The organism is Streptomyces sp. NPDC059256, from assembly GCF_042753785.1.
GTDB lineage: Bacteria > Actinomycetota > Actinomycetes > Streptomycetales > Streptomycetaceae > Streptomyces.
In genome coordinates this window covers 740,145-759,040 of the sequence record NZ_JBHYZO010000003.1, presented here as the reverse complement: position 1 = coordinate 759,040, position 18,896 = coordinate 740,145, and the positions used below count along the sequence as shown (strand labels likewise).

General features: G+C 69.8%; 14 protein-coding genes. 6 read left to right on the top strand and 8 right to left on the bottom strand.

The features are described from left to right. Positions 1-36: 36 nt before the first annotated feature. Positions 37-1,389: a VanZ family protein gene (locus ACFXJL_RS11270; RefSeq protein WP_384691266.1), complete on the bottom strand. Its 1,353-nt coding sequence runs from the start codon at positions 1,387-1,389 to the stop codon at positions 37-39. Between the two features lie 334 nt (positions 1,390-1,723). On the opposite strand from ACFXJL_RS11270, the gene ACFXJL_RS11265 reads away from it, so the two are divergent. Further along, a complete protein-coding gene (locus ACFXJL_RS11265; protein ID WP_358882146.1) occupies positions 1,724-2,065 on the top strand; it encodes an antibiotic biosynthesis monooxygenase in 342 nt (113 codons plus the stop codon). Positions 2,066-2,173: 108 nt separating this feature from the next. Further along, entirely contained in the window at positions 2,174-2,653 is a 480-nt protein-coding gene (locus ACFXJL_RS11260; RefSeq protein WP_358882147.1) for a GNAT family N-acetyltransferase, read from the top strand. A gap of 13 nt (positions 2,654-2,666) precedes the next feature. On the opposite strand, the gene ACFXJL_RS11255 is transcribed toward ACFXJL_RS11260, so the two are convergent. Then, positions 2,667-4,718, bottom strand: a complete 2,052-nt coding sequence (locus ACFXJL_RS11255) for a DHA2 family efflux MFS transporter permease subunit (protein ID WP_384691261.1) — start codon at positions 4,716-4,718, stop codon at positions 2,667-2,669. A 204-nt stretch (positions 4,719-4,922) separates the two neighbouring features. On the opposite strand from ACFXJL_RS11255, the gene ACFXJL_RS11250 reads away from it, so the two are divergent. Further along, positions 4,923-5,594 (top strand): HAD-IA family hydrolase, encoded by a 672-nt coding sequence (locus ACFXJL_RS11250; RefSeq protein ID WP_384691258.1) that lies wholly within the window; start codon positions 4,923-4,925, stop codon positions 5,592-5,594. A gap of 249 nt (positions 5,595-5,843) precedes the next feature. Here the strand turns inward: ACFXJL_RS11250 and ACFXJL_RS11245 are convergent, their stop codons facing one another. Beyond that, positions 5,844-8,657, bottom strand: a complete 2,814-nt coding sequence (locus ACFXJL_RS11245) for a hypothetical protein (RefSeq protein ID WP_384691254.1) — start codon at positions 8,655-8,657, stop codon at positions 5,844-5,846. 275 nt (positions 8,658-8,932) lie between these two features. Here ACFXJL_RS11245 and ACFXJL_RS11240 point away from each other — a divergent pair, with 275 nt between their 5' ends. Further along, complete coding sequence (locus ACFXJL_RS11240) at positions 8,933-9,928, top strand: NAD-dependent epimerase/dehydratase family protein (RefSeq protein WP_384691251.1); 996 nt, start codon at positions 8,933-8,935, stop codon at positions 9,926-9,928. 582 nt (positions 9,929-10,510) lie between these two features. Here the strand turns inward: ACFXJL_RS11240 and ACFXJL_RS11235 are convergent. From ACFXJL_RS11235 to ACFXJL_RS11215, 5 genes are all read right to left on the bottom strand, one after another. Continuing rightward, entirely contained in the window at positions 10,511-11,737 is a 1,227-nt protein-coding gene (locus ACFXJL_RS11235; protein WP_384691248.1) for a cytochrome P450, read from the bottom strand. Next, positions 11,734-12,450 carry a tRNA-dependent cyclodipeptide synthase gene (locus tag ACFXJL_RS11230; protein ID WP_384691245.1) on the bottom strand — a complete coding sequence of 239 codons (717 nt, stop codon included), beginning with the start codon at positions 12,448-12,450 and terminating at the stop codon, positions 11,734-11,736. The genes ACFXJL_RS11235 and ACFXJL_RS11230 overlap by 4 nt, the downstream gene beginning before the upstream one ends. A gap of 14 nt (positions 12,451-12,464) precedes the next feature. Continuing rightward, complete coding sequence (locus tag ACFXJL_RS11225; protein ID WP_384691242.1) at positions 12,465-13,259, bottom strand: class I SAM-dependent methyltransferase; 795 nt, start codon at positions 13,257-13,259, stop codon at positions 12,465-12,467. A gap of 1,310 nt (positions 13,260-14,569) precedes the next feature. Then, positions 14,570-15,154 carry a TMEM165/GDT1 family protein gene (locus tag ACFXJL_RS11220; RefSeq protein ID WP_358882181.1) on the bottom strand — a complete coding sequence of 195 codons (585 nt, stop codon included), beginning with the start codon at positions 15,152-15,154 and terminating at the stop codon, positions 14,570-14,572. Positions 15,155-15,398: 244 nt separating this feature from the next. Continuing rightward, positions 15,399-16,142, bottom strand: coding sequence for an ABC transporter permease (locus ACFXJL_RS11215; protein WP_384691239.1), 744 nt, complete (start codon positions 16,140-16,142; stop codon positions 15,399-15,401). A gap of 163 nt (positions 16,143-16,305) precedes the next feature. Here ACFXJL_RS11215 and ACFXJL_RS11210 point away from each other — a divergent pair, with 163 nt between their 5' ends. Further along, positions 16,306-16,968, top strand: a complete 663-nt coding sequence (locus tag ACFXJL_RS11210; RefSeq protein WP_384691236.1) for an HNH endonuclease family protein — start codon at positions 16,306-16,308, stop codon at positions 16,966-16,968. A gap of 119 nt (positions 16,969-17,087) precedes the next feature. Beyond that, positions 17,088-18,875, top strand: coding sequence for an alkaline phosphatase D family protein (locus tag ACFXJL_RS11205; protein ID WP_384691233.1), 1,788 nt, complete (start codon positions 17,088-17,090; stop codon positions 18,873-18,875). Positions 18,876-18,896 lie beyond the last annotated feature (21 nt).

Genomic DNA, 18,896 nt, shown 5'->3' with positions numbered 1-18,896 from the left:
TCCTTCCGGTGCTCCGGCCTGAGGCGTCCGGCCTACTCAACCAGCCTTCACCGCGACATCGGCACCGTCGTACACCTGCCCTGTCACAGCGTCCACGCGCCACAGTTCCGCCGTCTGTGACGCATCGGGGTCGGGGTCGGGCACGGACGCACCGATCGACAGATTGACCAACCACTCGGGGCGCCAGGCGCCCTTCCGCTCGACCGCCTTGAGCGTGAACGCCTCGCCCCGTAGATCGTCCTCGATACCTTCTCCACGGGGGCCGAGCCGGGCGATCATCGCGGCCCGCGCCGCCTTCTCAGCCTGCTCCGCGCTCAGCTTCGCCTTGTCGAGCGTCAACCGCTTGGGGCCGAGCGTCACATCCACCTGCGAGACGTGCCCGGTCCTGTCGACCTGTACATCCAGCATCCTCGGCATCAGCACATCGTCATGGACCCAGCGCCAACTGGTCATCCACCCCAACTCCGCCTTACCGCCCACCGGGTATGTCTTGTACTCGACCGCGTCCGCACCCCACGGGTAGCGCTCGCGCATGTACGACTGCGCGATGCCGTACGCCTCCCGTTCATTGGACGGCGCCTTCGCCCCCGGGACGGGGTACCCCATGACGCTGGGACGGTCGCTGTCCTTCAGGAGCACGTTCAAGTGCTTCTTGTCCGGCCACGACAGAGTGCCGTTGCTGAACGCCTTCGGGTGCCGTTTGTCCCGGCTGAGCAGAACGAATACGACGTTCCTGCACGGCGCCCCCACACACGGCTGGTCCTGCACCCGGCCCAGCTCGTACCGATCGCCGAACGCCTCTTCCACCACCTGCTCCACGGCCCGCACTTGACCGGAGTCCGCAGCCGACAGACCCGTGCCGTCCACGTGCGAGAAGGTCAGCATCGGGCGGGCCACACCGGCCCCCAGCGCCAGCAGCACCGCGGAGGCGATCAGCGACGCCTTCGTACCAGCGTGCCAGTCGAGCGGCGTCCGCCTGACGATGAAGAAGGCGGCGACCGCCAGTCCCACCAGGCCGCCCAGGATGTTCATCTGCGCGTCCGAGCTGTCGCACACCCGCCCCAGACCGCTCACCTCAGCCTGGGTGAACTCGATGGCCAAGGGCAGCGCCACGACGCCCACGAGCACGGGCAACGGTCGGCGCGAGGCCAGCAGGGCGAAGAGCCCGAGGGGAACCGTCATGGCGAGGTTCCACAGCCCCTGCGTCGCCTGGAAGGGCTGGGTGAAGTCATGGTTGATGACGCACTGGCCGCTGGCCCTGCCGCTGCCCATGAAGGTGACACCGAGCACGCCGGTGATCGTGGCCACAAGCCCGGCCCACCACCCGGCGCGGGGCTTGCCCAACCGACGGGGGATCCACCATGCGGCACCCCCCAGGAGCAAGGCCATGAGCACGAGGGTGGCTAAGTAGCCGTAGTGATTCTGGAAGATCGCGGTAAACACGGGTGGGGCCTCGCCTCGGTCGGGGGGCAGGGCGCGGAAGGGCCCCGCCCTGGGCAGACGGAACCCAACGGTCGACGGTTTCAGCGGTGTGGATCGGCCACTGATGGGTGCCCGAGGCCCGTGGGCCCGCCGCTTCGGGACGATCGCCGCATCGTGAGCTGCGCCATAGACGGCCCGCCCTGCACCCTCACAGTGCCTTGACCGAGGCATGTAGCAGACTGCACCCAGGTGATCGAAGGCCAGGTGCGGTGCCCGGCCTGTACTTCTTGAGAGGTGTCCTGTGCCCAGCGTCGTAAAGATCAACGTTCTGACCGTCCCCGCCGAGCAGCGTGAGGTGCTGGAGAAGCGGTTCGCGGCCCGGGCCGGTGCCGTGGAGAGCGCCGATGGTTTTGAGTGGTTCGAGTTGCTGCGCCCGGTCGAGGGCACCGACCAGTACCTCGTCTACACCCGGTGGCGCAGTGAGGCGGACTTCGAGGCGTGGATGTCGGGTTCGATGCGCAGTGCACACGGCCAGGGAGGGACGGAGGGCGAGGCTCGCAAGCCGGCCGCCACCGGGTCGACCGTGTGGTCCTTCGAGGTCGTCCAGACGGCAGCCCCGCGGTCTTCGGGCGCCGAGTGCTAGTCACCGGCGCAGGCTGCGGGCAGCGCGGCCTCGTCCCTGCCATCTGTCGCCCGCACACCGGGGTGAAAATCGCTGGCCAGCGGCCCGGGCAACGGGGTACAGAAGGGCATGACGTCTTGGTCCTTCACCGCCGAAGCTTTTGACTCGCCCGTCGCCAGCAGCCTGCGCCACGACTACTACGCAGAGGTCGCAGGTCGCTACTGGAAGCGGCCGGCGACCCCTGCGGAGATGGCCGAAGGGCTCAGCGGAGACGGTGTCGAACTGCTCGTCCCGCCCACCGGGCAGTTCGTGGTGGGACGGTTGGGGCGGGTCGCGGCGGCCTGTGGCGGTGTGCTGATGCTGGATGCCGAGCGGGCCGAGCTCACCCGGGTCTATCTGCGGCCCGCGTACCGCGGCCGGCAGGGTGGGCGGCTGCTGCTGGCGGCGTTGGAGGAGGAGGCCCGCGCGCTCGGGGCGCGGCGCATGGTGCTCAACACCCGGCTCGACCTCGTCGAGGCGCGACGCCTCTACCTCCGGCAGGGCTACCGGGAGATACCCGCGTACTGCACCGGCCCCTACATGGACGTCTGGTACGGCAAGGAGCTGTGAGTCGCCCGTGTGCTCAGGGTGCGCGGTGGTCGCCCCTCGGGCCCGGGCCGTGGGGGCGTTCCTCGTCCGATCCGCAGAGTTCGGCGTTCAACTCCTCGACCAGTTGCACCAGGTCGGTGGGGCGATCGGGCCCCCACCAGTCCCCCAGCAAGTCGGCCAAGGACTCTTCCCGTGCCTTCGCCAGACGTACGGCCGTCTCCAACCCCTTCTCGGTGAGCAGCAGTTGTACGCCCTCGCGGTGGGCGAGTTCCCGTTCCTCCAACTGGCGGGAGGCATCGGTGATCACGGTCAGCGGTACGGGGGTGGTGTCGGCGAGTACGCCAGGTTCGACGGTTCCGTGACGGCGGATGCGCAGCAGCAGCCAACTGGATGCGGGCAACAGGTCATAGCCCGCGCGTTGGGTGATCTTCTCGTACACATGGCGTCTGCCCTCCCGGGAGCCGAGCACGGACAGGGCCCGGGCGACCTCCTCGTGGGATGAGCGCTGTACGGGGTTGGAGGCGAGGGTCTGGCTGGGTTCGGGGGCGGTGACCGAGCCGCGCAGCCGGTCCTCCTTGAGGAACCAGGCGGTGATGAAGGCGACGAGGACGACCGGCACCGCGTAGAGGAAGACGTCCGTGATGGAGGACGCGAAGGCGTGCAGCGCCGATGCGCGCAACCCGGCGGGGAGTTCGGTGATGGTGCGGGGGTCGGCGGCCAGGTCACCGGCCCGTGCGCCCGGTGGTACGTCCTGGCCGCGCAGGGCTGCGGTGAGGTTGCGTTCGAGCCTGCTGGTGAAGATCGTGCCGAAGATGGCCACACCGAAGGACGCGCCGATGGAGCGGAAGAAGGTGGCACCGGAGGTGGCCACCCCCAGGTCCTCGTAGGGGACGGAGTTCTGCACCACCAGGACCAGTACCTGCATGACCAGGCCGAGGCCGGTGCCGAAGACGAAGAAGTACGCGCTCATCTCCCAGGTGGAGCTGAACTCGGTGAGCCGGTGCAACAGCAGCAGGCCGATCGCGGTGATGCCGGTGCCGGCGATGGGGAAGACCTTCCAGCGTCCGGTGCGGCTGACGATCTGCCCGGAGGTGGTGGAGGCGATCAGCAGTCCCAGCACCATGGGGAGCATGTGGACGCCGGACATGGTGGGGGTGACGCCCTGCACGATCTGGAGGAACGTCGGCAGGTAGGTCATCGCGCCGAACATGGCGAAGCCCACCACGAAGCTGATGACCGCGACCAGGCTGAAGGTGCGGATGTGGAACAGCTTCAGCGGGAGCACGGGCTCCACGGCCCGGCGCTCCACCTGGACGAACAGGACGAGGAGTACGGCTCCGAGTACGGCGAGCGAGATGATCTGCGGTGAGCCCCAGCCCCAGGTGGTGCCGCCGAGTGAGGCGACGAGGACCAGACAGGTGGCGACCGAGGCGATGAGGAAGGTGCCCAGGTAGTCGATGGTGTGCCGGGTGGGGCGCGCGGGGATGTGGAGCACGGTGGCGATGACGCACAGTGCCACCACTCCGATGGGCAGATTGATGTAGAAGACCCAGCGCCAGCTGAGGTGCTCGGTGAAGAATCCGCCGAGCAGGGGGCCGAGCACGCTGGTGGTGCCGAAGACCGCTCCGAACAGTCCTTGGTACTTGCCGCGTTCGCGTGGCGAGACGATGTCGCCGACGATCGCCATCGAGAGGACTATCAGCCCGCCGCCGCCCAGGCCCTGGAGTGCCCGGAAGCCGATGAGCTGGGCCATGTTCTGGGCCACGCCGCAGAGCGCAGAGCCGATGAGGAAGATGACGATGGCCGACTGGAACAGCTTCTTGCGGCCGTACTGGTCGCCCAGCTTGCCCCACAGCGGGGTGGCAGCGGTGGAGGCGAGCATATAGGCGGTGACCACCCAGGAGAGGTGGTCGAGGCCGCCGAGTTCGCTGACGATCGTGGGCAGGGCGGTGGAGACGATGGTCTGGTCGAGCGCGGCCAGCAGCAGACCGAGCAGGAGCGCGCCGATGGCGACCAGCACCTGCCGGCGGTTCTGGCCTTCACCGGGCGCCGGGCTCGTGGGTGTGGTGCTCACTTCCTGAGCCATGCGTTCTCCTCAGGGTCCGCGTCCTTCCCATCGTGGTGGCTGTGAGCGCATCTGGCCTGCGGGGTTGGGCCGGGGGTGGCGGACGGGAGTGCCGCTTTGTATCATGAATAAACAAAATCGACTTCGGCCACTCACCCACCGGGGACGCCGAGTCGCGCCATCTCACCCATCCCCATCACCGCTACGGAGCACGGAGTACACCGAATGCCGGCACGCACCACCACCCTGACCGCCCGGGCCCTGCTGCTCGACATGGACGGCACCCTCGTGAACTCGGATGCGGTGGTGGAGCGCCACTGGCGGCTGTGGGCGCAGGAGCACGGTCTGGACCCCGAGCAGACACTGAAGGTCGTCCACGGCAGGCAGGGCCACGCCACCATGGCGGAACTGCTTCCGGACCGTCCGATGGCCGAGAACCACGCCGAGAACGCGGTGATGCTGGAGCGCGAGACCGCCGACATGGACGGTGTCATACCGGTACCGGGGGCCCTGGCGTTCCTCACCGCGATCGCCAGAGCACCGCACGCCCTGGTGACGTCCGCGGACCGGCCACTGGCCGAAGCCAGGATGGCCGCCGCCGCGCTGCCGATGCCGGACGTTCGGGTGACCGCCGAGGACGTGAGCGCCAGCAAGCCCGATCCGGAGGGCTTTGTGAAGGGCGCGGCGGAGTTGGGTTTCAGTGCGGCGGAGTGCGTGGTCTTCGAGGACTCCGAGGCGGGAATCCTCGCCGCTCGGGCGGCGGGCATGCAGGTGGTGGGCGTGGGCGAACGCGCCAAGGCGCTGGGCCCCGACCTCCAGGTCACTGACCTCACTGAGCTCGGGGTGACGGTCCAGGACGGTCTGATCACCCTCGTCGACATCCGCGCCACGGGCTGAGACGAGACCCCGCTCCGGTCATCGGTCGCACGGGGGTTGGCTGTCGAAGGCGCCGACTGGCTCCACGTCGACGTCCATCGGTCGCACGGGAAGCAGCCGCCCTGGGGCAGGCGGCCTGCCGTCCGTGGGGACCACCGTCGGTCACGCACAGTGCCCCGGGTCCGTTCGGACCCGGGGCACTGTGCGGCTCGATCCCCGGGTCAGCCCCGGTCCTCGGCCTTGCTGCTCATTTCCGACTCACATCCGACGCTACGAGGCGTCCTTCACCTTGCCGATGTAGTACGCACCGGGCTTCTGGTTCCAGTCGCGGTCGTAGTGGAAGAACCTGAGCCGCATGGCCTCCTCCGCTTCGGTCACCGTGTCCGTGATGGTGGGCACCGTGACCTCGGCGGTCTTCTTCCCCGGGGGAATGTCGGCCGTCAGCCACGGATCGTCCGCGACGTTGAACAACGACCGCTCCGGAGTGGGCAACCGTCCGAAATGCTTGTCGATCCACCCGGGGTCGACGTCGAGCGTGGACAGCGTCGGTCCGCTGGCCACCGGCTGGAAGGAGAATCCGGTCACCACATCGGCGTCGGCGACCTCGGAGAGGGAGACCCGCCACTTCAGCACTCCGCCCTCGGTCACCCGGTTCGCGACGGGTGTGACCGTGATCTTGGGCATCGGGTCGTCGTCCAGCACGGTCAGGCCCCCGGAGTAGGAACCGATGGCGGCGCCCCGCACCGCCTTGGCCGCCACCGTGTGCCAGCTGTCGAACCCATAGCGGGTGTTGCCCTTCACCTTGACGGGGACGTTGATCGAGTTGGTGCCGGCCTTGACCGTGACCGTCTTGGTGGTGACCTTGTCGGTCAGCAGGTCCCTGATGAACAGTCGGACCTGACCGCTGCCCTTGCCGGAGACCTTCGCCGGAATCAGATAGGTCCGCTCGCCCGAGTTGCCCTCCTTGACCCGCAGCTCACCGAGGTCCACCCGCGGCAGTGCGACGGGCTCGACCGCAGGGGTGCCCGGGCGCCAGCCCCAGGCATCCACCAGCCAGGCCCGCCCGGAAGCGGAGCGCGGGGTGAGCTCCAGGGTCTTCAACTGCTTGAGGTTCAGTCCGGCCTTCACCGCCGCGGTCAGCGGTACGCGGACCTCACGACCCCAGTGCGCGAAGGTCCGGTTCGTGCCCGGCAGCCCGTCGACGGTGGCCCGCCCGAGGGTCGCCTTGCGACCTGCGGTGTCGGTCACCGTGATGTCGACCTTGGTGCCGGTGGTGTTGGGCGGCACGATCAGGCGCAGGGCCAGCGACTCGGCACCGGCGACGGAAACCGGCCGTGCGGGAGTCATCCGGACCGGTGAGCCCGCCTTCGTCCAGTTCAGGGCGATGGACTGGCGGCCAGGCTCAGGCGAGGACACGAATCCCACGAAGTGCGGCGAGCCGCCGGGCTCACGCTCGCTGAGGCAGGTCGTCTTCACCCGGTGGTCGACCTGGTTGCACAGTCGACCACCGGTGACGGCGACCGATGCGTCCGGCAGGATGACGGGCGCACGATGGCCGCCGACCGCGTGCGTGAGCACCCGGGCGGGGTCAGCCGAGGGAGCGCGCCGGTTGGAGCCGTCCAGCAGCGGACGGACCCGGTCGTCACCCGCGACGAACAGCCGGGCCGCCGCGGCGATGTAGGTGGAGCCCGCGGCCTGCTGCTGGGTCGCCGTCAACCGGTGGGCCGAGGTGCCCAGCGCGCACACGGCATCCGGCTTCTCACCGGGCTCCGGAGGGTAGAAGTCGTCGTCGGCAGGCGCCTCGGCCTGGCCGGGCGTCCACTCGGTGTTGAAGTAGTTGTGGTTGGCGCCGATGACGTAGACCGAGCTGTGCAGGGAGGTTCCCCGGCCGGTGCCGCGGGTGCCGTCCGCGTACATCTGGCCCTGGAGGTTGGACACATCGCCGTCACAGCCGGGCAGGATCGTCATGGAGGGCACATCGGGCGCCGGGTTCTGGCCGAAGATCGTGGGGCCGATGAGGACCGTGCCCCGGATGCGCCAGCGCACCGGGCCCCGGTATCCGTCCTCCGCGGCCGGCGGCTTGAACCGGCTGTCGAGCGCGGCCCGGTTGACGCCTTCGCCGCCCCGGGAGTGACCGACGAGCAGCACCCGGTTGAGATCGGCGGGCGCAGCGGCCCGTACGGCGGCCGGCGCCTTGCCCTCGTCGGTGCCCCACTGGGCCCAGCGGGCGAGGTGCAACCGCACCAGCGAGGAGCGGGCCTGGGCGCCGGCGTCGTTCGCCATCGCATCCTGTGCGTTGATGCCGTTGGCGGAGATGGACACGGTGACATAGCCCTGGGAGGCCAGGAGTTTCTGGTCGTGGAGATAGCCGCGATAGCTCGGCACCGCCTTGAAGCCGGTCTCGCACGGCCAGGACATGCTGATCTCGCCCTTGGCGTCGTAGCAGGTGAAATGGCGGCCGTGGAGGAAGAGGGCGAGCGGCCTGCGACCGGGGGCGTCGGTAGGTGAGACCACCGTGGCGCGCATCTCGATCGGGTTGGCGTAGCCGGGCAGCCGTACCGAGTTGAGGGCGTACTCACCACTCGTGGTGCGGTACGTGCCGGGGACACCGGGGTCGACCGGGTTCGCCGGGAGGGGCGCGGCCGGCTTCGTCGGGGCGGTGGAGCGGCGGGCGCCGGGGCTCTCGGGCGTTGCGGCTGCGTCGAGGCGCCGGCCGGCGGCGAGGACCTTGAGCTCCTCGGACGCTCCGATCCGGATTCCCTCCAGGTCGAGCTGGAAGCTGCGCTGGTCCTTCGTCGGAACAGGAATGCCGAGGAGGCGGTCCCCGGCATAGAACTCGATACGGGCGTTCCCCACCGGCACCGGTTTGGACGACGTCCAGACCAATTGCCTCTCGGTGCCCGTGCCGGTTATCCGCCAACCGTCGGGGAGTTGCCCCGGGCTGCCCGGTGGTGCCGGGGATATGAGATCGGTGGGTCGTTGCGGTTGTGTCGTCCCCGGTGCGGCATGCGCCAGTCCCGGTACCCCCACCGCAAGAGCGATCACCGCAAGCGCGGCCGTCACCCTGCGCGAGACACGGTTCAAGGTGGTCCTCCTCCTCATCGGTCGTGCCCGAGGACCCCAGGAACGCCTGCGGTCCTCGTTGTCGGAGGACGGGGAACGTTGGTGGGCGGTTGCCTCACGCGGCGCACTGTGGCTGTACGGAAACCTGCACGTCACAGGCGAATTTCGGCCAGCACACCGGAACCTGATCGTCCGTTGGCGGCTGGATCACCCGGAGTGGCGGTGGAGGAGTACGCCGACTCTGCTGGCGGCAGATTCCCTTTCCCGTCCGATGTGGGCGCTGTTTGACTGGCGCGATGGAGATCCTCGTATTGGGCGGTACGGCGTGGGTGGGGCGGGAGTTGTCCCGGCAGGCACTTGCGCGCGGACATCGGGTGACGTGCCTGGCCCGCGGTGAAAGCGGCCCCGTCGCCGAGGGCGCCACCCTGATCGGCGCCGATCGGTGTGACCCTTCGGCGTACCGACCCCTGCTGGACCGCACCTGGGATGCGGTCGTCGAGGTGTCGTGGCAGCCCGGGTTCGTCCGCGATGCACTCGCCTCCCTGGCGGACCGGGCACGGCACTGGACGTACGTCTCCTCGATCAGCGCCTATGCCTCGCACGCCGTCCCGGGCGCCGACGAGTCCGCGGCGCTCCTGGCCCCCACCGAGCTGAACTCCGTGGGCCGGGAGGCGTACGGCGAGGCGAAGGTCGCCTGCGAACGGGCCTCGACCGGTGCGGTGGGCGATCGGTTGCTCGTGGCGCGCGCCGGACTGATCGGCGGCCCCGGCGATCACAGCGGCCGGTCCGGCTACTGGGCGGCCCGTGCAGCCCGGGACCCGCGCGGGCCGATGCTGGTGCCGCACACACCCGATCTGCCGACCCAGGTGGTCGATGTAAGGGACCTGGCGGCCTGGCTGCTGGCTGCCGCGGAGGCCAGGACGACCGGCGTCTTCGACGCGGTCGGTCCGATCCTGCCCTTCGGCGAATGGATCGAGTTGTCCCGTGCCGCAGGGGGCCACAGCCGACAGGGCGGCCAGGTGGTCACCGCCGACCCCGCCTGGCTGCTGGCGCAGGGGGTGGCCGAGTACATGGGGCCGCAGTCCTTGCCGTTGTGGCTGGTCACGCAGGGTTGGGAAGGCTGGTCGGCGCGGAGTGGAGCCGCGGCGGAGCGGGCCGGGTTGCGGCATCGGCCCCGAGCGGAGTTGTTGGCCGACACTTTGCGCTGGGAGCAGGAACAGGGCCTGGACAGGGAGCGGCGCGCGGGGCTGAGCGCCGCACGTGAGCGCGAACTCCTGGACGCGCTCGGGTAGTGCCAAGGACGGAACTGCGGCAGGCGTTCCGCCGCGGTGGGACTGCGGATGCGGTGGGCTGCGTCGCAGCGCACCACAACGAGCAGCCGACTCGTCGGCGAGGCCGATCACGGCGTGATGGTTTCTTCTGGCGGCGTTCGTGGCGCACCCGCGCGTCGAGCCGAAAGGCGCGTTGGAGCGTTGCGGCGTGGTGGCCTGTCATCGGCAGAGCAAAGATCGGGTGGGTTCTGTGCGGGGCATCGGTGGAGTTGGAACGAAGCGCGGAAGAAGGACCCTCGCGTCGACCTCGGCTCCAGGTGTCGCACCGTGCCTTCGGTTCATAACGGCACCTTGATCAGCTTTCGGGGGCTACCGGACCTGTTCGTCGCCGGGCTGCTGTTCGGCGCTCAGCGGCGCCTGGAACGGCACATCCAGCTGCTGCACATGGCGTTCAAATTGCTCGGTAACACCGCCCGCGCCGAGCAGAGCTTGTCCATCGACAGGCCGCCGCGTCCGCCGCCCCTGGGGGACGACTTCCGAGGATCCCCTGTCGCCTTGGGCACGTCCGGCGCGGCGTCCGCCGTCCGGGCCCCGTTGCTGTCGCTAGGGCTGGGAGTCCCAGGCGACGGGCAGGGTGGCGGGCTTGGTGAAGAACAGGTCGAGTTCCCAGGGGACGTCATGTTCGGGGACGGCGAGCAGCAGGCTGGGGAAGCGCGTGAACAGGGCCTGGTAAGCGGTCTGGAGGAACATGCGGGTCAGGGCGGCTCCGAGGCAGAAGTGGGGGCCGGCGCCGAAGGTCGCGGTGCCGTCGGTCTTGCGGTGGATGTTGAACTTGGACGGGTTGCGGTAGTGGGCGGGGTCCCAGGTCGCACCGAGCATGGGGGTGCACACACCGTCGCCCTGGCCGATGGTCACACCGTGCAGGTGAACGTCCTCGGTGGCGACCCGCGGCAGGCCGAGGACCCCGTTGTGGTGGTAGCGCAGGACCTCCTCCACGGCTCGCGGCCACAGGGCGGGATCGTTGAGGCAGTCCTTGAGCTCACGATGGTTGACCAGCAGGGTGAAGACCCCGGTGCCGAGCGGGGAGACCAGGGGCTCGGATCCGGTGACGAACAGGTACGCCACGGTGCCGTGGAGTTCGGTCTCGCTGATCTCTCCGTCGGCCGCGGCGTGGATGAGTGCCTCGATCGGCCCCTGCGCCGGTCCGGGGGCCGCGTGGCGGCGTTTGGCGTCGATGACGTCGCCGGTGAAAGCGGCGACGGCCTTGGTGGCCGTGGCGACCTCTTCGGGGCTGACGGCGAGGTTGGTCTGGGTGCGGAAGAAGGACTGGTATGTCTCGCGCTGCTCGACGGGTACCCGCAGGATGTCGGAGCTGACGTGCAGCGGCAGGGGGGCGGCGTAGGCGGGGACGAGGTCGGCCGGGTTGGGGCCGTCGGCCATGGCGTCCAGCAGCCGTGCGGCGTGCCGTTCGACGAGCGGCCGGTATGCCTCGACCCCGGTTCGGGTGTAGAAGCGGCTGATGACGTGTCGGACGCGGGTGTGGTCGGGCGGGTCGAGGTTGAAGATCCCTCCGTCCATGGAGGTGAAGTCCTCGCCGACGAAACGGGGGGCGCCGTCGTAGACGAGGTTGCGGGAGAACCTGGGGTCGGTGAGGACGCGGGTGATGTCGTCCTTGCGGGTGACCATCCACACGGTCGCGCCGGACGGCAACCGCACCGGGCAGACCGGCCTGTGCTTGCGGGCCCAGTCCAGGATCGGGGGCGGGGTGCCCATCTCACCCGGCGGAAAGGGGTACTGCAGCGGCAGTGCGGGGGCGGAGGTCGTGGTCACGAATCTGCTCCTTCCTGGTATTGGCCGGCCCCGTGCTCGACGACGGGGGTGACGATCGCGTAGCCCTGTCCCGGTGCGGGATGCAGGCTTGCGGCCTCACCGGTGATCAGGGGCTCGATGAGGTCCATCGGGCGGTGGTAGACAAAGACCGAGGTGTCCGTCCCGAACACTGCCGGCCCGTCGACGATCAGGGGGAGTTCGGCGATCGCGTAGCTGACCGCCAGGTCGATCTGCTCCTCGGTGGGCTCGATGCCCGAGGCGTGCCGTACCGCGCCGTGGGCTGTGGCCCGGCAGGCGCGCCGCACCGCCGGGTCGGTGCGGTAGGCGTGCTCGGCACGGGCCCGGCCGGCCGCGTACGCGGGCCGGTTGGCCAGTTGCGTCCAGGTGTGCAGATGCCGCAGGGGGTCGGCGACGCCCGCGTTCTCCAGGGCGCGGCGGGCGGGGGCGCGTAGCTGCCCCACGGCCCGCCGGGTTCGGTGCACCGCGTTGAGCGCCGGGAGTCCCGCCGCGGTGAGGGTGAGGGCCGCCTCGTAGCCGGGGAGGAACACGTCGACGGTCTTGAAGTGGGTGCTGGCCCAGCCGATGAGGGCCTCGATGGTGCGGGGCTTGTAGTAGCCGTTCCACGGCGACAGGCCCAGCAGGACGTTCTCTCCCCGCTCCACGAGGCTCGCGCTCTGCGGCGAGCAGGGTTGGATCACGAAGGGTGACGACATCGGGTGTGCTTCCTTCACTGCGGATCGGGTGCGGTAATCCCGGCGCTCGGGCGGGCCTCCGCCTGGAGGATCAGTGCGTGCGGGCAGGCCAGGTAGTTGGCCCAGAACTCGTCCCCGAGCTCCTTGCGGCCTTCTTCGGACACCTCCGGGCGGGTCCAGGAGATGTGGTCGAAGCCCGCCGCGCGCAGGGCTCGCTCGTGCGCGTCGGCCGACCAGCAGAAGAAGTCGACGTCCAGGACCTCCTGTCCCACCCATGCCTTCAGGTGGCCCGGGCCTCCCTCGCGCTGCGGTTCGCCGGCGGTCAGGACCATCCCGTAGTGGCGGTACCACTCGGGGTCGGTGGAAAAGCCGGGGTTCAGGACGGCCGTCACCAGACGGCCGCCCTGCGGGCGCAGCGCCCGCCGGGCGGTGGCGCACAGTCCCTGCAGTGCCTCGAACGTCGGCGCGTAGGGCAGCACGTACACGGCCGTGACCAGGTCGAATGCTCCGTCGATGCCGGGCACTGTGCCGGCCGCGGGGTCGGAGGCGTTCACGGCGAGATACTCCACGCCCAGGTGTTCGCGCTCCTCGCGGCGCCGGGCGTAGTCCACCATCGCCGCCGACTCGTCGATCCCCACGACGCGGGCCGCGCCGTCGCGGCGCAGTTTGCGGACGTACAGCCCGCTGCCACAGCCCAGGTCCAGCACGCTGAGTCCGCGGGTGTCGCCGAGCGCGTTCAAGAAGCTCCACTGCTCGATGTGTGTGCGGAACGGCATCTCCTCCATGCTGTGCTCGTAGGCAGCTACGACCGTGTCGAACTGTGACTCCACAAGGTCACCTCCTTGTTTTCCGGGCGCGGCCGTACATCGGCCGGCCGACCCGTCCGTGTGTCTTTTGGGTTGCGGGTGCCGTTCGGGTTGGTCCCTTGACGGCAGGGTGCGGGATGCGGCGCGCGTCGTGAGGCGGCGGAGGCGCGGACCAGGTCGGCCCCGGTGCGGACGATGACGGCCCAGTCGGCCATGCGCTCGGCCATGGCGATGAAGGTCTGCACCACCCGCGGCCCGATCTGGGGCGGTGGGAGCGCGGACCACTGCGCGAGCCGGAGGGTCGCCTCCGGAAGAACGGCCTCGTGGCCCCGGAAAGCGGTGAAATCGGCCGGTGTCTACCGGCTGGGCCAGAGGCCGGCGACCCGCTCCAGCAGCCGCGCCCAGGTGGCGCCGTCGAGACCGGGATGGTCCTCGCTCTCGTCCATGCCGCGCATCAGCAGGTACGCGCAGTTGGCAGCCTCGCTCAGTCGGACGGCAACGCCATCGCCGGCTCATACCACGTCATGCTGTAGGTACGGATCATGGAGTGGGCGTCATCGTGTCTCCTCCTTCGCGGGCACAGTTGGGTCCGTTGAGCTGAAAGGGCAGGGCGCACCGGGCCCGGCCAGTTTCTGCGGTACCGGGCCGGCGCCCCGCCCCGCTGCTGGTGATCCCGTCTGCGCCGGCGACCGCAGCCGCGCCGGGCAGCGGGTGAATCAGGCGCGCGGGGACAGCACCCGACCCGGCCGATGCACGGTGTTCCTGAGCCTGCACCGTGCGTCGGAGCCGATCGGGCAATCCCCAGTCCACTCCAGAAACGGCCGGGATGGATACCCCTTTCACCGGGCAAAAGCGTGCACGCGTTGCACGATTGAGCGATTGTGAAATAGATCGTGCCGGGATGGTGGGTCAAAGTGCCACAGTGACCCCCGTGTTCAGGACCGGGCCCCTGCCCGGTCACCCACGAAGGCTGCGGGAGAGCCCCATCCCGGGCAGAGAAACGGGTCGTCAGCGTCCAGAGCCGCTGACGACCCGCCTGTCCGGTTTCATGCTTCGTCGGCCTTTTCGCGTAGCGGGCGCAGGCCGCCGGACAGTTCCGGAGACCGGAAGGAGCAGCGGCAAGGTTGTGACCAACGAGGAGGAAGAAGACACTCGCGGCGAACGACGCCAACGTCATCAAATCGTCGACGGTCACCATGAGAGCATCACCGTCCGTGACAGCTGTCGCGCAACATCCCTGCCAACCACAGAACGGCTGACCAGGAACAACGCCAACCCGATGGCCAACCGATCAGCGCGCTACCCAACAGCAGACGTGGTGGCGGCAAGGGGTGTCACCCCATGAGCGCCTCATAGAGACTGAATCCGGCCAGTGCCAGCATCAGACAGGCCGCGACCTTGGTGATCAACCGCAGCGGTACGTACTTCATCAGGGTCCGCCCGCCCAGGATGCCGATGCCCGCCACCGCCCAGAGCGCCAGCACCGCACCCAGGCCCACCGACACGGGGTCGTCGTAGCGGGCGGCCAGGTTGGCCGTCATGATCTGGGTGAGATCGCCGAACTCGGCGACCAGGATCAGCATGAATCCGGCCCCGGACACCTTCCAGAACGACTGGTCGGCGGGGGCCTTGATGCTCTCCTCCTCGTCGTCGTTCTTCTTCAGGAGCAGGATCAGCGCTCCCGCGAGGAACAGGATGCCGACGACGGCCTGCACCAGGCGTTGGGGCAGCAGGGTGAGGACGGAGCCCGCGGCGATGGCCAGTGCCACGTGCACGGCGAAGGCGGCGGCGACACCGACGAAGACGTAGGAGGCCCGGTAGCGCGTACCGAGCATCAGTCCGGCGAGGGCGGTCTTGTCGGGGAGTTCGGCCAGGAATACGACGCCGAACGTGATCGCCATGATGGTGAAGCTGATCACGGATGGTTCCTCTATCGGTCGGGCTGCCCGCGCCGAGAGACCTGTACCGCTCCAGGGGTCGCTTCGGCACGGCAGCGTCGGTAGGACACTGCGGCCGAAGGTCTCGCTGGCGGATACCGGACCGATGGACCGGGAACCGCCTCCGGGCGCCGGCCAGGCCCAGGGCCCGGCAGTATGTCGACGTTCCGGCGAAGAGCTACTCCCCTTCTGCTCTCCCCAGGGTACGTCACGGCCCTCGGTGAGCTCACTCCTGTGCCTCCCGGTGGACCGCTCCCCGGGCGACCAGCTCCAGCACCACCGCGACCGCGACCGATTGCACCGCCATCAGCCCCACCAGGACGAACAGCTGTACGACACCTGCAAGCAGCGGCGATGCGCCGCCCAGGAGCATTCCCACGAAAGCACCGGGAAGTGTGACGAGCCCCACGGTCCGCGTCTGGTCGAGTCCCGGTAGCAGCGCGTCCGCGGCGGGTGTCCTGGCGACCTCCAGACGGGCGTCCCGGTCGAGCAGCCCCAGCGCCATCCCCGCCTCGACCTCGCCGTGGCGCAGGCTGAGCTCATCCAGCGCCCTTCGCCCCGCCAGCACCGTCGCCGTGAGCGCGCCGCCGATCAGGATGCCCGCGACGGGAATGAGCGCGATGCCCTTCAGTGGTACGAGTCCGGTCAGCAGCAGGGCTCCCACCACGGGGAAGACCCCGGCCCCGATCGGCAGTGCGGCCCACCACCAGGTGGCGTTGGGGGTGATGCGCCGCCCCGCGGTGCGTACGGCGACGGCGTACATCAGCGCGACGAAGGCGAGCAGCAGAGGCAGCGAGCGCACGACCGCACCGATGACCAGGGAGACGACGGCGAGTTGGGCGGCTGCCCGGACTCCGGCGATGACGATGTCGCGCGAGCGTCCGAGATGGGCGAGTGCGGCGACGGTCGCCGCCACTGCGAGCAGTACGGCCAGAACAGCCCCGAAGGTGACATTGACCGGCAGCAGCACGCGCCAACCTTACGCCGGCTCACCACTGGTGGCGGTGCATCAACCCTTGATTTGACGTGAGCATGTCGTCAGGCTGAAGTGCGGACGTCCGCCCCCGCTCCAACCGGACGCCCCACCCGGCCGCACCCTCCGGTCGAGGCCCCCCATGCCCAAGGGAGTTCGCATGTCCTTCTTCTACGCGCGTCGCTCACGCCGCCCCTCCCGCGCGGCACTGCTCGGCTCGGTGGGGGCGCTCGCCCTCGCGAGTCTCCTGACGACCGCGCCCCCGGCCCAGGCCGCCCCGCCCACACCGGTGAACGCCACCACCGCCCGCACCTACCTCGGCCAGCTCACCGTGCGCGCCGAAGGCAGCTCCAGCGGCTACAGCCGGGACCGGTTCCCGCACTGGATCACCCAGTCGGGCAGCTGCAACACCCGCGAGGTCGTCCTCAAGCGCGACGGCCGCAACGTGGTGCAGAACGCCAGCTGCGCCGCCGTCAGCGGCACCTGGTACTCGGAGTTCGACGGGGCGACCTGGACGGCGGCCTCCGACGTGGACATCGACCACATCGTGCCGCTCGCCGAGGCATGGCGATCCGGCGCCAGCAGTTGGACCACGGCCCGCCGACAGTCGTTCGCCAATGACCTCAGCGGCCCCCAGCTGATCGCGGTCACCGACAACGTCAACCAGGCGAAGGGCGACAAGGACCCGGCCGAATGGCTACCGCCGCGCACCGCGTACCGCTGTGTCTATGTGCGGATGTGGGTCCAGGTGAAGCACGCGTACGGCATGAGCGTGGACACGGCCGAGAAGAGCGCGCTCCAGTCGGTCCTGGGCGGCTGCTGATCCCGACACCGCATCACGGCTGTGCGTCACCCGGTGGACATCGAAGGCGTGCACGGCCGAACCCCTGTCCGTATCCCTCCGTCGTTCCGTACCGTACGGGGCGACGGAGGAGGACAGCCATGGCCGATCCGGCGGGGCTTCGACTGGGACCACTGCTGCGGTACGTCGACTGGGAGACCAAGGACCGTGCGACGGTCTGGGTCGAGACCGACCGCGCGTGCACGGTCGAGGTCATCGGCGCGGACGGCTCCCAGGGCTCCGGCCCCACCTTCGCGATCGCCGGCCACCACTACGCGCTGGTGACGATCCGCGGACTGACACCCGGCACCAGCACCCCGTACGAAGTCCTGCTGGACGGCGCGCGGGTCTGGCCGCTGGAGGACTCGCCCTTCCCCCCGTCGACCATCACCACGCCCCCGGAGTCCTCGGCCGGTGTCACCGTCTCGTTCGGGTCCTGCCGCTGGGCCGCGGCGCCCGCGGACGAGCACGACCCCGTGGGTCCGGACGCACTCGACACCCTGGCCGCCCGGATCGCCGCCGACCCGAGCGGACCGCGCCCGGATGTCCTGCTCCTCCTCGGCGATCAGGTGTACGCGGACGAGACGTCCGAGGCGACCCGCGCCTGGCTCGCCGAGCGGCGCGACCTCGACGAGGCTCCCGGCGCCGAAGTCGCCGACTACGAGGAGTACACCCGGCTGTACGACGAGTCGTGGCTCGACCCGGAGGTGCGCTGGCTGCTCTCCACCGTCCCCAGCTGCATGATCTTCGACGATCACGATCTGATCGACGACTGGAACACCAGCGCCGCCTGGCTGGCGGAGATGCGCACCCTCCCGTGGTGGCGGGAACGGGTCGTCAGCGGACTGATGTCGTACTGGGTCTACCAGCACCTCGGCAATCTCCCACCGAAGGAACTGGAGGCGGACGAGTTGTTCGCCGCCGTCACATCGGCGGCCGACGGCACCGCCGCGCTGCGCGAGTTCGCGGTACGGGCGGACGACGATCCGCTCTCCACCCGCTGGAGCTACCGCCGTGACTTCGACCGGACGCGGCTGCTCATGGTGGACACCCGGGCGGCTCGGGTCCTCGAAGAACAGCATCGGGCCATGCTCGACCCGGATGAGGCCCGCTGGGTCAGGGACCAGGCGCTGGACGGACTGCGCGAGGCGGCGGGCGCGGCCACGACCACGGAGCGACTGACCACGGAGCGACCGACGGCGGTGCCGCCGGCGGCCGTAGGGCCGTACGACCACCTCCTCATCGGCACCTCGCTACCCTGGCTGCTGCCGCCCCTCATCCATGACACGGAGAGCTGGAACGCGGCCCTGTGCCGGGGCGAACGCGGGGCACGTTGGGCACGCTTCGGCGAGCGGCTGCGGCGAGGGGCGGACCTGGAGCACTGGGCGGCCTTCCCGCGCTCCTTCGACGAACTGACCGCCCTGGTGGCCGAGGTCGGCACGGGCGACCACGCCCCGGCGACGATCTGCGTGCTCTCCGGGGATGTGCACCACGCGTATGTGGCGGAGCCGGACTGGCGCGGTGCGGGCGATCCGGACGCCCGGGTGTACCAACTGACCTGCTCCCCCGTGCACAACTCCATCCCCAGGATGATCCAGCTGGGGTTCCACTTCGGTTGGAGCCGCTTGGGGCGGCGGCTGGGACACGTGCTGGCCCGCCACGGCCGGACCGGGAGACCGCCGGTGCACTGGTCCCGGTCGGGCGGGCCCTGGTTCGGGAATCAGTTGATGACCCTGACACTGCGCGGACGCTCGGCACGGTTGCGATTGGAACAGGCCCGGACGGGGCAGCCGACCGCACGGGACACGGACGCCCGCGGTGCCGCTCGCCTACTGACCGTGGACGAAAGGGAGTTGGGACCGTCGAGCGCTCGGCGTCCACGCGAATGAGAGTTGCATGAGAAACATCCG